Source organism: Paenibacillus sp. FSL H3-0457 (genome assembly GCF_037981725.1).
Taxonomy (GTDB): domain Bacteria; phylum Bacillota; class Bacilli; order Paenibacillales; family Paenibacillaceae; genus Paenibacillus; species Paenibacillus amylolyticus.
Genome location: NZ_CP150283.1, coordinates 1,336,417 through 1,350,592 on the forward strand (window position 1 = coordinate 1,336,417; position 14,176 = coordinate 1,350,592).

Here is a 14,176-nt window from a genome sequence, read left to right on the forward strand (position 1 = left end):
ATCCTTTTGTTCGTATAAGAAACATAGATGCTTATTGCCGAAGGCATAAGGAGGGTAACGGATGTTAGGTGTTCAGTTGGTACAGGAACAACGTATTCGGCTGTCCATCACGCCGGAGATGAAACAATCCTTTCATTTGCTAACCATGTCTGGCCAGGATCTGACCCGTTACTTGCTGGACGCAGCGGAGGAAAATCCAGTACTTGAACTGGAAGAACAAGCTGCGCCCCTCGCCCGGATTCCGCGGCGTATGGATCAGCGCAGGCATGATTCCTACGATCCGCTGCTTCAGGCCAAAGGTGCTGAACCTACTCTGGAACAATTGCTGATTGCGCAAATTCGAGTGATGACACTTCCAGACGAATTGGAAAATATGGCGGTATATTTGGCAGGATGTGTAAATGATGATGGTTATCTGACGGTTGAACTGGCAGAAGTGCAAGCAGTTCTTCAGCTTTCGATGAGCAAGATTGCAGCGGGACTGGAGCTTCTCCAATCGCTGGACCCTGCTGGTGTAGGGGCGCGGAATCTGCAAGAATGTCTGTTGCTCCAGATCAGACGTGATCCATTGGCTGTTCAGTACGCTGAACGTATGGTGGAAGCCGGATTGGAAGCACTGGTTCCTTTTCACCCAGGTAGAACAGGACGTCGATTAGGCATGACTTCGCAAGAAGCTCAGACTGCCTATGACTATATTACACGTCTCGATCCCAAGCCCTGTCGATCCATCGGATGTACAGAACGGCCACATTACATTATTCCGGATGCCATTGTTGGGGTGCGTAACGGTGAGGTCCATTATATTCTGCATGCAGCAGGTAACCCTCGTGTATCGATGAATGAAGTGTGCTTCCGCTGGATCAGGGAAGAGGCTCCGGACGCAATCTGGTCTACGCGCGTGGCAGAGGCGAGGGCTATCATTCGGAGTGTACACTTGCGGCGCAGGACTTTAGTGCGTGTGCTGGCGGCAGTGATGGAAGAGCAGAAGAACTTTTTGGTCAAAGGCCCATCCGCGCTAAAACCGCTTAATCTGGGTGTTATTGCAGAGAAGATTGGCATGCATGAATCAACGGTAAGTCGTGCGGTGAACGGTAAATACATTGAGACCCCACATGGTGTATATGAACTCAGGGCTTTTTTTGCCTCGGGAATCAGTACAACGTCAGGGGATAAAACATCAGCATCAGCGGTGAAACGTAGATTAAAAGAAATCATTCGCATGGAACAGGCTCAGCGTCCATACTCGGATAGTCATTTGGCCACATTGCTCGCCGAGGAGGGGATTGTCATCTCCCGCAGAACGGTTGCCAAGTACAGGGAGGAACTTCAGATTCTGCCTTCCCTTGAGCGTAAACGTTGGGCTTAATCGAATAGCTGGCGTCTTATCATCTCTGAATACAAGAACCCCCGCAAACCGGATAAACGGTCTGCGAGGGTTCTTGTTAATTATTTGTGTTTGGGTTGCTACATCAGTTTTCCTGATTACCTACAAACGTTCCATATTACGCAGGAAGTGTTCTCCGGCAATCCCTGGTGTAGTCATCTGTTCCGGATGAAGAATCTCTTCCAGTTCTTCCGGTGTCAGCAATCCGCGTTCGAGAATAATCTCTTGCAAGGAAAGTCCAGTCTTGAGTGCTTCCTTCACAATGGAAGCTGCCACATTATAACCTAAGTGTGGGTTCAACGCCGTAACCACACTGAAACTTTGCTTCATGATTAATTCGCAGCGCTCACGGTTAGCTTCCATCTCTTCAACTGCATAACGCGTGAAAACATCGATGCCGTTATTCATAATTTTCAGCGATTGCAGCAAGTTGAACGCAATAACTGGGCCCATGACATTCAGCTCGAATTGACCGGCTTCACACGCCATACAGATCGTATGGTCGTTCCCCATCACCTGGAAGGATACCTGGTTAATGACTTCTGCCATAACGGGGTTGACTTTGCCCGGCATAATGGACGAACCTGGCTGACGCGGTGGCAGGCGCAATTCATTGAATCCTGCACGTGGACCTGAAGCCATCATGCGAATATCATTACAGATTTTGGAAAGGCTAACCGCACATACCTTCAGCGCCGCTGAAAGTTCCAGATAGGCATCTGTGTTCTGCGTTGCATCCACGAGATCCTCAGCTGTTTGTAGTGGAAGTCCGGTAACATCAGACAGGTGCTCTGTAACCTTGACGATATATTCGGGTTTGGCATTGAGTCCTGTACCTACCGCAGTTGCACCCATGTTAATGGTAAGCAAGCGGCGATTGGCAAATTCAAGACGCTCAATATCCCGTCCGATTACACGGGCATAAGCTCCGAATTCTTGTCCAAGGCGAATAGGTACGGCATCCTGAAGATGGGTACGGCCAACCTTGACCACATCGTTGAATTCCACTTCTTTTTTACGGAACGCATCCTGTAGTCTTTTCATCGTAGCGAGTAACGTCTCCGACAGTCGGTACGCCGCAATGCGCAGTGCTGTAGGAACCACGTCATTAGTAGATTGGGACATGTTCACATGATTATTGGGATTGCAATGGAAGTAGTCTCCCTTGCTTTTGGTTAACAGTTCCAGCCCGCGGTTGGCCAAAATTTCATTCATATTCATATTCATGGAGGTGCCTGCACCGCCCTGAATGGAGTCTACAATAAAATGATCCAGATGATGGCCTTTCATCATTTCTTCAGCTGCCATGACGATCACATCGCCAATCTTGCTCGGCAGCATCTTCAACTCCATGTTGGTAATCGCTGCTGCCTTCTTCACCGCAGCCAGAGCCGTGATCAGCTCCCGGTGTACCGGAACGCCGGTAATCGGGAAGTTTTCCACGGCCCGTACCGTCTGAATTCCGTAATAAGCATAAGCCGGGATTTCTTTTTCACCGATAAAATCTTTCTCCGTCCGTGTGGACATAGTAGACATCTCGTTCGCCTCCAGTGGCATCAATAAAAATAGTTCGGCTCCAGCGTTGCTGAAGCGCACTCAGTATATCATTTAAGCAAAATGGATGCCAATCTAAATCATTTGACCTCTTGTGCCGATAATAAATAAAATTAGGGATATCCAAGCTTGTCTTATACATTATGCGCTATATGGTAGAGAAGTCATGCATGAACGGCAAGTATGAGGGGAAATAGAACGTTTTCAGTGATGTATATCACATGAAATTTGGTACTTGATTGGTAAAATAGGAAAAAAGGACTACGGGGTGTGCACATGAAATGGACTTTAGGAGCAAAGACTGTCGCAGGTCTGGTACTGATTTCGATTATTACCTACGGAACTAGCGGCTTTTTTATATTTTTTGTCAAAGACTGGGTTACGTTAGATATTCCGAATTGGGTATACATATCGATTATCCTGATCATGGGAGTATGCTGGAACGGGATTCTGGGATGGTTTGCCTCACGCTGGCTGACTCGTCCAATCGTTCACCTGTCCCGGGCTGCACAGCAGGTTTCAGCGGGAGATCTGACAACCGAAATTCCGATGCGACGCACGCAGGATGAACTTACCGTATTATATGATGCTTTTCGCGCAATGGTTTCTAACCTTCGAAGCATTGTAAATGATATTGCAGACAGCACAAGAACGACTTCACAGAACGCACAGTCTCTGAGTGAAGCGATTACCCAGGCCGCCGAACAGATCGAGATGATGTCGGATGCGGTGGATCATATTGCGGTAGGCGTAGAAGAGCAGAAGGTCACTTCCCATCAATCTCTGATCACTGCGGATGAGATGCTGAACGATTTCCAACGTATGCATAGCCAGTCAATGGACATGACAGAGATGTCCGGTCAGATGGAACGATCGGTGGATCATACAAAACAGACTTTCTCATCGTTGATGAAAGGGATGGACGAGCTGGCCGAGTCGCACAATCGTTCCCGCGATATTATGCTGTTGCTGGAGAAGGAAGCCTCCGATATCGAGGTAATTACCCAGTCTGTCAAAAACATCGCAGAGGAAACTGGGTTACTTGCCTTGAATGCTTCCATTGAGGCTGCACGAGCTGGCGAAGAGGGTTCTGGTTTTGCAGTCGTGGCGCAGCAGATCCGCAAGCTGGCAGACGAAAGTAAGGAATCGGTACACCGTATTAATGAGCTGATTAGTCGTGTGCAAGAGCGGATCAGGGAGACAGCCCAACTGTCTCATGAGCAGCATGGTCTCGTGGTTAATGAATCGGAGCGGACCGTCTCTGTGGATCAGACGTTGCATGAACTGACAGGTACAGTGGAAGTATTTATGAAGGGTGCACATGATATCGGCTCCAAGATTGCAGAACAGACCGGTCGCGTGGAGCAAACGCACGGTCATGTGAAGAAGATCCAAGGGAAAGCTGGATCGTTCTCGGATGAGGCGAGACGAATTATGGATGCCGCACACGAAGAGACAGCCATCATGGAGGAGATTTCATCCTCGGCTGAAGAACTGAGACAATTAACCGATCGGTTATTGGACAAAACCAAAGCATTCCGGATGCAGCCTTAAGCTGTGTTCGGGATTTTTTTTGTTTTTGGAGCACAGTTTTGGCATGATAATTTGCTTATTCTGGTTAAAGCCGAACGTTCTTTCGTGAAAACGAAAATTTGTAAAGATTATTTTATGAAAGATTAACAAATTCGCAACTTGCAGGCGATAAATGAAGATATAATAGGATTATCACAACAGATAAAGGAGCCCAGTATATTGAAAACTTGGACAGGTATCCTGCTGATGATTATTTTGGCGGTAGCTACGATTAGTACAACTTCGGCTGCCAGAACCATGAATGAATCGCAAAAACAGCTTAACATAGATGATCAATCCAGCCAGACCGAAGTGGTCGAGGCTTCCAATATAGATAAACTGCATGACACAACGAAGACAACACAGGAATCCATTCCTGTGAAAGAGGAATACGTTTCGGTAGCTCCAGAGAATGAGAACGTCAGATTATACCCTATGAAAGTTGAGGGTTCAGGATATATATATAACGGAATGATTTTGGAAGTGGACGGCAAAACGCGAGAATTTAGTGATTGGCAGGGAGAAGGCGGGTCTTACAAACCCGAAGTGCACGAGTTGGATCTGAATGGAGACGGCCAGAAAGAAATTATCGTTTTGTACACAGAAGGTCATGGAACAGGTATTTATTTGGGACAAGCACGTATCATTAATCCGGTAACGCTGGAAGAGATGAAGATGCAATCTCTGGATGAGATTGCGAAACAACATGTGAAGTCAAAAGTTACGGTTAGATCAGACCGTGTGGATGTTGATGTCGCCGTTGATGGCGTTCAAGCAGAACCTTTACGGATCGAGGAAGATACGAGTGGCGGCGTATATAACGAAGAGTTGGGGTTCGGTGGAGTTACCTATTACAGTGTAGAGGATGGCCAGCTTGTCGTATCAGCAGCAGGATCTTACGGTGCGGCTTTGTATGTGGGTGATCTGACATTTGCTTATGAGTATCAAGATGGCGAGTGGAAGGCCGTAGATTTGAAGTACAGCATGGAAGTGTATGAAGAAGAATATTATGAATCTTTTGATTGATATCATCCTGTTGATATCATAGTGCAGTGGGAATTAAAAGTTCTCGATTGTGGAGTTAAGTGAACAACTGACAAGAATATCTTCCTTTCTCCGTATACGGACAATGGGAAACAGGGCGAGGCTGAAAAAAAATGGGGACATACAGCCTCGTTTTGTGCTGCCCTGAAATAGGCAATGTGTACTAAAAATGCAGTAAACAATTGACATTATCACTTTAGTCGTTTAAATGTATAAAGGACAAATCATTTTAACATTCAGGAGGGATTTTGATGAAGAAAAAAGTTGTACTGGGTTTGATGGTAGGCACATTAACAATTGGGATCGGAACAGGTGCACTCGCAGCAACAGGACTGGAACAGATTAAAGCCTATCTGAACAGCAAGATTACGCTAAAAATGAATGGTGCCACGGTGACAGCCAAAGATGCCAATGGTAAAACAGTGTTGCCTATCACTTACAACGGAACGACTTATTTGCCTGTGCGTGCTGTGGGATCTTTGCTTGGGACAGAGATCACTTATGACAGTGCAACTTCATCCGTCCTGATTGGCGGAACGAATGGATCTGCGCCCGTAACCAACGGAAAAGTAACGCTGAGTGCACTTGGAACATCCGTACTGGGATCTACCGCTTGGCACACCAAAGATCCTAAGGATACCACATATAAAGGCAAGGATTACAAGGATGTTTATCTGCATAATGATCCTACGAAACAGGGGGATGATATCCAGATTAATACGGGTAACAAGTATTCTTCTCTGCACTTGGAACTTGCCGCGCTGAAAGGAAATCAGGAGATTCATATCTATGATCAGGATCTCGCGACACTCAAAAAGTTCAATATCACTCCAGAAAGCGGTATGATGAGTCTAGATGTGGATGTTAAAGGTACAGACGCTGTCTATGTAGAGATTGTATCTGAAGATCCGGGTTCGGCTCTGTTTGTACCGCTCACAACATCGTATCTGACGAAGTAAAACACAATCTGCAAGTTTGCGACCTTACAGAAGGGGCAAGGCAAGCATAAACATAAAAAAACGATGATTCACTAGGCGATTCCTGAACCGTATCCGGTATTCAGAGTTGCCTGGTGAACATCGTTTTTATTTTCTTTTTGTTACGAATATTAACGAATGACGGTATCCAGTGGTTTGAGATTGGCTTCAATCTCGGCGCGGCGACCTTCAAGGAATGGAGGCAAAGCAAGCGATTCTCCCAGATGCTCCAATTCTTCGTCTGTATCAAATCCCGGACCATCGGTTGCAAGTTCGAACAGAATACCGTTTGCTTCACGGAAATAGAGGGAGCGGAAGTAGAAGCGATCTACAAAACCGGAGTTAGGGAATTGGAAGTTACGAACCCGTTCCACCCATTGTTTGAGTTCTTCCTCGTTATCCACACGGAACGCAACATGGTGTACGCTACCACGTCCAGGACGCTCTTGGGCAAGGTCATTCCGTTCCTCAACATGCACCTCGGAGCCGCTGCCACCTTCACCGGATTCAAAAACGAGTACATCAGGCTGACCTGGAGTAAAGGCAGGGTAACTTCCTTTAGCTCTGAAACCGAGCAGTTCGGTAAGAACCGGAGCGGTAAGGGAAGCATCTTTTACCGTAAGATGGATAGGGCCAAGACCTACAATGCCATACTCGGCAGGCACAGGGCTCTGATCCCATGGTTTACCACCAGCGACACCTGTATTATTTTCATCCGAGACCAGAATCAGACGTTGTCCTTCAAAGTCTGTGAACGAAAGCGTGGCACGACCACCCCGTTCAACAATCTCTCCATGTGTGACTTCGAATTCGTCAAAACGTTGCTGCCAATAAGTAAGTGCCGCATCACTTGGAACGCGCAGTGACGTTCCGGATATGCTGTTCACCCCTTCACGAGTCTGTCCGGCCATCGGAATCTCGAAGAAGGTAAGTTCGGTACCTGGATTACCTTTCTCATCGCCATAGAAGAGATGGTAGACGGACACGTCGTCCTGGTTGACTGTTTTTTTAATGAGGCGCAGACCCATGATGTTAGTGTAGAAACGATAGTTCTGATCGGCATGTGCTGTTAGAGCGGATACGTGGTGAAGTCCTTTGATTTGCATAATAATTCCTCCTAGATGAAATGGGATAGTGTAAATGTTCAGTTGAACGTTTGTTAAGTACGGTATATTTTATTTCGATTAAGAAAGTTACTAACTTTTCGTTTGTTTTGGTTCTGAATTTATCTTAACATAAAGATATTTAAATTACAATGCTTATTTAGAATTCCAACTGGACAGTACTTTCATTCAATGGCAAAATGAAAAAGTTAACATTAAAGAGAGATAATGTTGGTGAGATTCTTGTAAAGGAGAGAAGAGATGCATGGCGTATCCACCATGGCTGGACCCTTATGATGCAGAGCCGTTTATCCTGTTCTCCACTTCACATATCGTTTCAATTAGCGTAATTACAGCATTGATTGTACTGATGTTTTTGCTTCGACATCATCTTCGATCATGGTCAGAGAGGGCACGCCGCATACTGCGAATTGTTCTGGCTTGTATCATGTTTGCCTGTGAAATCGTGCTGCAACTCTGGTATGTGTATGGAGGGATATGGAGCCTGCAGACGTCACTGCCACTCGAACTATGCAGTCTGTCTCTACTATTATCGGCGTTGTTACTACTGACACGCAGTCGACTGTTGCATTCTGCACTGCTGTTTGCAGGCATTGCTGGAGCTCTTATGGCGATCCTGACTCCTAATCTGGGTTATGGTTATGCACATTTTCGATTCATTCAATTTTTCGTTGCTCATGCCTGTATCATTCTGGCTTTACTCTACATGACCTGGGTAGAACAGCTGCGACCTAGCTGGAGATCTGTAGCAGGTTCGATGATATTTGTGAATGTGGCAGCACTAATCGTATACATTGTAGATGTCATGCTTGACGCGAATTACATGTTTTTGAGACATAAACCGAGTACACCCTCGGTGCTTGATATGTTAGGTCCGTATCCCATGTACATTCTTGGGGAAGAGATACTTGCGCTAGTTTTGTTCTCGCTAATGTACATTTTTCTCTTTGCCATTCCAGATCGGTTGAAGCATCGTGTGAAAAAAGGTAAAAGCTCCGCGGTATAGGGATAATTCTTGTAGTTGCGTCTGCGCCGCATTATAAACTCTTTATAAATAAAACATCCCGCAGCAATCTGACCGGATCAGATCGCTTGCGGGATGTTTGGGCGTTGTCCCTGAATGGGGCCAACTTATATTATATTTTTATCCACGGAGCAGAGATTCCGCACCATCCACATAGATTCGTGTACCTGTAACATGAGAGGCTTCATCGGAAGCGAGGAACAGAACGAGGTTCGCCACTTGCTTCGACGTTCCAGGTTCGCCCTTGAGCGGATGTTCGTGACCCTCAGGGAATTCAACAGGAATCTGTACATCTTTCAGATCATCCGACGGGTAGGTGTTATCATCAATGTTGGTATCGATGGCTCCTGGGCAGACGGCGTTTACGCGAATCTTATAACGAGCCAGCTCCAGTGCAGCCATCTTGGTAAATGCAGTTTGTCCCGCTTTGCTGGAAGCGTATGCAGAGAAACCGATCCCTGAGAAGACCCGGTTACCGTTGATGGAACTAGTGATAATGATGCTGCCGCCATGTTCTTTCAGATGAGGAATAGCATATTTGACGGTTGCGAAGGTTCCGCGCATATTGATCTCCATCGTCTGGTCCCAGTCCTCAATTTCCATCGTTTCAATCGGGGCCATCGTTCCGTTAATGCCGGCATTCGCAAATATGATATCCAGTTTACCCGCTTCAGCCGCAGCCTGATTGATTGCCTTCTGCACATTATCCGGTTTGGAGATATCACATTCGATCACATACGCTTCTCCGCCAGCCTTTTCAATCGTCTGTTTTGTTTCCTCCGCATTTTCGGGTGTTCGATCCAGCATGTACACTTTGGCTCCATGCTCGGCGAAACGAATAGCGGTAGCTTGACCAATACCGGATCCACCTCCGGTTACAATCGCGACTTTGCCTTCCAAACGTTGTTCTGTCATCTCTGATCCCTCCATGAGTTAGATTATCGTTGTACGCTCTACTTCTAACATACCCGGCTCAAGATGCGTGAATCATATGTGTATATATCAAAAAGAACAGGACCGCAATGCGGCCCTGTTCTTTGAACAGATCATCTTCATGATCTGTCTGCTGTAATATTATTTTGGCATGTGTGATAGGAGACACCCCTAGGTCATGCCCTGGCTTACTTATGTTTCTTCCAGTCCATTGCACTGTTATTGAGCAAATATTCGAAATCGTTATCCCGGCGCTTCTGCTCCGCTTGGCGAGCTTCTTCTGCCTGCTGACGTTCCTGCTCTTTAAGAGCCGCTTCTGCAGCCTTGGCTTCATCCGCCTGAGCTTTCAGCTTCTCCAGCACATCACTGCTAAGCAGATCCTTCAGTGTTGTGGGTTTATCCTGTGCTACTGCTGCTTTGGGAGCAGGAGTGCGTTTTTTGGATTTTGCCATAGGAAAATCTCCTTTCCAAACATGAATCAGGTTCCATTTATCGTACAGTAGTCATAGTATATCAGGTTCCCGTAAAGCATTCCATGAATCTGCGGAACAAAAGCAGGAAAACGAGGGTTGCGTGACGAATGAAAACGGGTATAAAATCATATACTATTACCGATACTGCGACTATTCCCTGGAGAAAGGAGTCGTTGTTCGTGGAAGTAAACCGTGGTTTACTGAAAGGGCTTGCATGGGGCGTTGCCTTTAGCTGCCCGTTATGGATTGCGATTATCGGCTGGTTACGTTTGATGGGATGGATGTATTGAGGATGATGCCGGAAGAGGTCATTTTTTATAAAGTCATATATGTAACCGTTATCATTAAAATCAATAAATAAAGCTCTGCCTTGCGAGATACGCGCAGGACAGAGCTTTTGTTTGTTTAGAGTTCCTTACAAGTCATAACCGTGTGATTATCATCCATTTGGCAAGGAAGTTCATTAAGGTATTTTTACCGGCTCTGGATATTCCAGACCGTGGGTGTCTACCGTAACTTTTTTCATAACTTGATCGGAAACCGGTTTGTCACCTTCACCTATTTCCTGAGCAGCAATACCATCAACAACTTCCATACCTTCTGTTACCTTACCGAAGGTAGCGTATGAGTTATCCAGGTAATCCGCGTCAGCTAACATGATGAAGAACTGGGAGCCTGCTGAATCAAGATTATCCGATTTACGTGCCATCGAAATGATTCCCCGAGTATGATTTAGGTGATTCTTGTGGCCATTGGATGTAAATTCCCCTTTGATCGTATAACCTGGGCCGCCTGAACCGTTGCCATCGGGATCACCACCCTGAATCATGAAGCCCGGAATGACCCGGTGAAAGATCAGGCCGTCATAGAACCCTTTATTCGCAAGGGAGATGAAATTATACACCGTGTTGGGCGCAATCTCGGGATAGAGCTCAATAACGATCTTTTGACCATCCTGCATCTCAATGGTAGCCACCGGGTTTGGACCTTCAGGTGCGGCCGGGACCGGCGCTTGCTCGGCACTGGTTGCAGGGCGTCCGCAACCACTAATGACGATAAGCAGCATCGCAAGAACGAGCGATACTGCGGTTGTTTTTTTCCACCGTAAAGACATGAAAACGTTCCTCCTTGCATCTCTGCATTATATATTTTCTCCAAATCATATTTGGATATTTACCCAACTATCATACCGTTTTTGTGGACAGGATGGCAATGTAATACATGTGTTTGTGGTGAACAAGGGATGGTCTTCGTGGAATGATGGGTGTAAAATAAGGAAAATGCTTCCGCATCGTGACGTACGGGTCTGTTCCGTCCGCTCCAATACACGGCAGTCCCGGCGTCAGTAACGGAAAGGGCGTGCGGGTATATGAACTTCTCGTGGAAGCGCAATCTGGTCATATTGTGGATTGGTGTATTTTTTTGCAGCACCGCCTATTCGATCTCGATTCCATTTCTGCCTCTGTTTCTAAGTGCTGACTTGGGGGTTCGTGATCACCTGGAGTTATGGTCAGGACTGGCATTTGGCATTACGTTTCTTGCGAGTGCACTCGTGTCTCCGTTCTGGGGATCACTGGCTGACAAATACGGACGCAAGCCCATGCTGATCCGGTCGGGATACAGCCTTGCCGTCTTGTATTTAATCAATTATTTCGTGCAGGACCCGTATTCTCTGATTGTTGTTCGATTGTTTCAGGGTCTGCTTGCAGGGTTTGTTCCAGCAGCGATTGCTCTGGTAGGCACAAATACACCTGAAGAGAAGACTGGTTATGCACTTGGTATTATGTCCACTGCAGGAGCCACTGGTGGTATTATCGGACCGTTAATTGGTGGCGTGGTGAGTCATTATTATGGCAACCGGAATGCATTTTTGTTTTCGGCTATTGTTGTGTTAGTCTCAGCAATCATCGCAACCTTTTGGGTAAAAGAAGAGAACTTCAACCGGAACAAAGCTCGTTCCCACGTCATGGATGACATTCGTGAAGCGAGAGCGAATCGTTTGTTTATGACGGTGCTTGGCATGATGGGCATATGTACATTCTCCGTCATGATTCTGGAGCCACTATTGACGGTCTATGTGATGGAAATGGGCGTTCAGCCGGATCGTGCCTCACTCAGCTCGGGTATTATTTTCTCAGCGGTGGGGGTAGCAACAGTTATTATGGCGCCGCGGTGGGGCAAGATTGGTTCAAGGATTGGATACGGTAAAGTGTTGATCATTGGACTTGTTGGTGGGGCTGTAGGGAATCTTCTGCAGTTCTTTACAACAGGTTATATCGCATTCGGCATTTTACGATTTGTGTATGGTTTATTCTTTGCCGCTGTATTTCCGGCAATTAACGCCATGATTGTGCAGGCTACCGCATCAAGTTTCCGGGGCAGGGCTTTTAGTCTGAATCAATCCGCTGCCCAGATCGGGACGATGGCGGGACCGATTATTGGTGGTGTACTTGGGGGCTGGCTGCCGATACGCTGGATATTTATTATTAATGGAGTGGCATTGATCATCACTGCGATTGTAGCGAAGTGGTCAGGATTGGATCACAAACTGCCCGTGGCAAGTAAGGTTTCCGCTAAGCGATGATGCTAAATCACTAAGTGTAAGTGAACTTACAGGTAACAAAAAAGATGACGCTGTGAAATTACAGACGTCATCTTTTTTAAGTCAACTACGGATCTATATAAGTTAGTCATCCGAAGAGGGCTTACGAGAAGCCTTCTCTTTGGGAATGGCATGTTCGACCGCATCACGTTGATCCTCATCCTCAAGTGCTTCGGGGAAGGAGTCCTCAGTGAACAGTCCGAAGTCCGGGTCAATATCCCGTTCGGTCACGAGATTATCCGGTTCATGCACATGCTTTTGGCGATCTTCCTTCATCGTGTATGCACCTCCTCATTCAGGATGTCATAACAGCTGTTAATGTCGTGGTGGAATGTCGTTCTCTGGTTTGGCATCTGCACCAGCACCATTAAGCAGATCGGTACCATGCAGCGCATCCGGATCGGGTGCAGCAGGATCAACCGGACTGTTCGGTTGCAGAAGATCTGCATCAGGTACAGATTCCAGCGGTGTCTCAGCCAAACGTGAATCCAATTCCGGCTCGTCCACAGCAGTTGCGGCTACGGGTGCCAGATCCGAATCTTCCGTAACAATCCGTCTGCCGGAAACTTCATCAAAGGTGTCCATATCGCCTTCCGGGACTTCCGTCTCTGGTGGAATATCGCGGGACCTCTGATAACGGTCATAATAGCGGTCGCTCTCTTCGTTACTAATTGGTTTGTCAGACATGAGTAACACTTCCTTTCATTGTCGGTTGTCCAAAGCTTCTTACTCCGTAGTTACCCAAAGCGCTAGTGTTGTAATCTTGCACAGGTTATTATCTCCGGGTGTTCACTACGATATGAATGCCTTAGAATTTGGGGAATACATATTTAACCAAGAAGTATAAGAATCCGAAAAAGATAATGATATATGCGGCATATTTAATAAATGTGGAAGCGACCATACTTGAATCCGATTTATGCTGAACATCCTTATGTTCTACCTCAACCGTACGATGGGGCTCATTCATTGTAATCATCTCCTTAGCGTGTTTGTTTGCTTTGAGAAACCATTACACCCGGAGCAAAGGATTGAATCGCAGCCACCGTTTTTACAGCTTTTCCTGTTTTGCCTATGTTATGATGAAGCTTGAATATGTAAGGGAGGGATTCATGTGGACTGGTATACACTGGGGAATATGATCACACGCATCCGTATCGGGCAAAAGGCGTCCACACCCGGGTTCTCCCGTACCGTCATCCGTCGTCCGGATGGTTTGTTTTGGGTAGGCGGTATATGGTCCGGGCAAGTTGTCCAGTTACGGGATTTCCTTTTTTCCGACATATGGACCATATATGATGATGAGGAGACAGAGCAGTGGCTTGAATTTCGCAGTCAAGTTGAACAGAAAGAACGGGAAATGATAGTGAACCAGTTCGAAGACCTGCGTGATTAATCGAATAACTTTAACAATAAAATGGAAATAAGACTATAAATCGACTTAAATGTGAAATTTCATTTTATCTCAAGAAGGTGACGTGACAAACGG

General features: G+C 46.4%; 15 protein-coding genes. 7 read left to right on the forward strand and 8 right to left on the reverse strand.

The annotated features are described in order from the left end of the window. Window positions 1-61: 61 nt before the first annotated feature. Window positions 62-1,366: an RNA polymerase factor sigma-54 gene (gene rpoN, locus MHH25_RS05955; protein ID WP_340019463.1), complete on the forward strand. Its 1,305-nt coding sequence runs from the start codon at window positions 62-64 to the stop codon at window positions 1,364-1,366. 120 nt (window positions 1,367-1,486) lie between these two features. On the opposite strand, the gene MHH25_RS05960 is transcribed toward rpoN, so the two are convergent. Then, window positions 1,487-2,920 (reverse strand): aspartate ammonia-lyase, encoded by a 1,434-nt coding sequence (locus MHH25_RS05960; protein ID WP_017690253.1) that lies wholly within the window; start codon window positions 2,918-2,920, stop codon window positions 1,487-1,489. Between the two features lie 294 nt (window positions 2,921-3,214). On the opposite strand from MHH25_RS05960, the gene MHH25_RS05965 reads away from it, so the two are divergent. From MHH25_RS05965 to MHH25_RS05975, 3 genes are all read left to right on the forward strand, one after another. After that, complete coding sequence (locus MHH25_RS05965; protein ID WP_340019464.1) at window positions 3,215-4,492, forward strand: methyl-accepting chemotaxis protein; 1,278 nt, start codon at window positions 3,215-3,217, stop codon at window positions 4,490-4,492. A 198-nt stretch (window positions 4,493-4,690) separates the two neighbouring features. Continuing rightward, on the forward strand, window positions 4,691-5,536 hold the full coding sequence (locus tag MHH25_RS05970) for a hypothetical protein (RefSeq protein ID WP_253506113.1): 846 nt from the start codon (window positions 4,691-4,693) through the stop codon (window positions 5,534-5,536). A gap of 269 nt (window positions 5,537-5,805) precedes the next feature. Beyond that, window positions 5,806-6,513, forward strand: a complete 708-nt coding sequence (locus MHH25_RS05975) for a hypothetical protein (RefSeq protein WP_340019466.1) — start codon at window positions 5,806-5,808, stop codon at window positions 6,511-6,513. A gap of 149 nt (window positions 6,514-6,662) precedes the next feature. On the opposite strand, the gene MHH25_RS05980 is transcribed toward MHH25_RS05975, so the two are convergent. Continuing rightward, complete coding sequence (locus MHH25_RS05980) at window positions 6,663-7,637, reverse strand: ring-cleaving dioxygenase (protein WP_340019467.1); 975 nt, start codon at window positions 7,635-7,637, stop codon at window positions 6,663-6,665. A gap of 262 nt (window positions 7,638-7,899) precedes the next feature. Between MHH25_RS05980 and MHH25_RS05985 the strand changes: the two genes are divergently transcribed. Continuing rightward, window positions 7,900-8,661 (forward strand): TIGR02206 family membrane protein, encoded by a 762-nt coding sequence (locus tag MHH25_RS05985; protein ID WP_340019468.1) that lies wholly within the window; start codon window positions 7,900-7,902, stop codon window positions 8,659-8,661. 138 nt (window positions 8,662-8,799) lie between these two features. Here the strand turns inward: MHH25_RS05985 and MHH25_RS05990 are convergent, their stop codons facing one another. From MHH25_RS05990 to MHH25_RS06000, 3 genes are all read right to left on the reverse strand, one after another. After that, window positions 8,800-9,594 carry an SDR family NAD(P)-dependent oxidoreductase gene (locus tag MHH25_RS05990; RefSeq protein ID WP_315939779.1) on the reverse strand — a complete coding sequence of 265 codons (795 nt, stop codon included), beginning with the start codon at window positions 9,592-9,594 and terminating at the stop codon, window positions 8,800-8,802. A 206-nt stretch (window positions 9,595-9,800) separates the two neighbouring features. Further along, on the reverse strand, window positions 9,801-10,064 hold the full coding sequence (locus tag MHH25_RS05995; RefSeq protein ID WP_036612099.1) for a YqkE family protein: 264 nt from the start codon (window positions 10,062-10,064) through the stop codon (window positions 9,801-9,803). 484 nt (window positions 10,065-10,548) lie between these two features. After that, the gene (locus MHH25_RS06000) at window positions 10,549-11,199 is read right to left on the reverse strand and encodes a peptidylprolyl isomerase (RefSeq protein ID WP_340019469.1); all 651 of its coding nucleotides are present in this window, start codon (window positions 11,197-11,199) and stop codon (window positions 10,549-10,551) included. A 255-nt stretch (window positions 11,200-11,454) separates the two neighbouring features. Between MHH25_RS06000 and MHH25_RS06005 the strand changes: the two genes are divergently transcribed. After that, a complete protein-coding gene (locus MHH25_RS06005) occupies window positions 11,455-12,669 on the forward strand; it encodes an MFS transporter (protein WP_047841895.1) in 1,215 nt (404 codons plus the stop codon). 102 nt (window positions 12,670-12,771) lie between these two features. Here MHH25_RS06005 and MHH25_RS06010 read toward each other — a convergent pair whose 3' ends face one another. The 3 genes from MHH25_RS06010 to MHH25_RS06020 all read right to left on the reverse strand — a co-directional run bounded on the left by MHH25_RS06010 (window position 12,772) and on the right by MHH25_RS06020 (window position 13,657). Then, complete coding sequence (locus MHH25_RS06010; RefSeq protein WP_036611535.1) at window positions 12,772-12,963, reverse strand: hypothetical protein; 192 nt, start codon at window positions 12,961-12,963, stop codon at window positions 12,772-12,774. Between the two features lie 39 nt (window positions 12,964-13,002). Beyond that, window positions 13,003-13,374 (reverse strand): hypothetical protein, encoded by a 372-nt coding sequence (locus tag MHH25_RS06015; RefSeq protein ID WP_036611534.1) that lies wholly within the window; start codon window positions 13,372-13,374, stop codon window positions 13,003-13,005. Between the two features lie 121 nt (window positions 13,375-13,495). Next, window positions 13,496-13,657, reverse strand: a complete 162-nt coding sequence (locus MHH25_RS06020; protein WP_017690239.1) for a hypothetical protein — start codon at window positions 13,655-13,657, stop codon at window positions 13,496-13,498. Between the two features lie 144 nt (window positions 13,658-13,801). Here MHH25_RS06020 and MHH25_RS06025 point away from each other — a divergent pair, with 144 nt between their 5' ends. Next, window positions 13,802-14,083: a hypothetical protein gene (locus MHH25_RS06025; RefSeq protein WP_036611533.1), complete on the forward strand. Its 282-nt coding sequence runs from the start codon at window positions 13,802-13,804 to the stop codon at window positions 14,081-14,083. Window positions 14,084-14,176: the final 93 nt, after the last annotated feature.

Coding starts and splice junctions, on each gene's coding strand:
- MHH25_RS05975 (WP_340019466.1), top strand. CDS start 5,806: ATGAAGAAAAAAGTTGTACTGGGTTTGATGGTAGGCACATTAACAATT.
- MHH25_RS05965 (WP_340019464.1), top strand. CDS start 3,215: ATGAAATGGACTTTAGGAGCAAAGACTGTCGCAGGTCTGGTACTGATT.
- MHH25_RS06000 (WP_340019469.1), bottom strand. CDS start 11,199: ATGTCTTTACGGTGGAAAAAAACAACCGCAGTATCGCTCGTTCTTGCG.
- MHH25_RS06005 (WP_047841895.1), top strand. CDS start 11,455: ATGAACTTCTCGTGGAAGCGCAATCTGGTCATATTGTGGATTGGTGTA.
- MHH25_RS05995 (WP_036612099.1), bottom strand. CDS start 10,064: ATGGCAAAATCCAAAAAACGCACTCCTGCTCCCAAAGCAGCAGTAGCA.
- MHH25_RS05980 (WP_340019467.1), bottom strand. CDS start 7,637: ATGCAAATCAAAGGACTTCACCACGTATCCGCTCTAACAGCACATGCC.
- MHH25_RS05985 (WP_340019468.1), top strand. CDS start 7,900: ATGGCGTATCCACCATGGCTGGACCCTTATGATGCAGAGCCGTTTATC.
- rpoN (WP_340019463.1), top strand. CDS start 62: ATGTTAGGTGTTCAGTTGGTACAGGAACAACGTATTCGGCTGTCCATC.
- MHH25_RS06020 (WP_017690239.1), bottom strand. CDS start 13,657: ATGAATGAGCCCCATCGTACGGTTGAGGTAGAACATAAGGATGTTCAG.
- MHH25_RS05960 (WP_017690253.1), bottom strand. CDS start 2,920: ATGTCTACTATGTCCACACGGACGGAGAAAGATTTTATCGGTGAAAAA.
- MHH25_RS06010 (WP_036611535.1), bottom strand. CDS start 12,963: ATGAAGGAAGATCGCCAAAAGCATGTGCATGAACCGGATAATCTCGTG.
- MHH25_RS05990 (WP_315939779.1), bottom strand. CDS start 9,594: ATGACAGAACAACGTTTGGAAGGCAAAGTCGCGATTGTAACCGGAGGT.
- MHH25_RS06015 (WP_036611534.1), bottom strand. CDS start 13,374: ATGTCTGACAAACCAATTAGTAACGAAGAGAGCGACCGCTATTATGAC.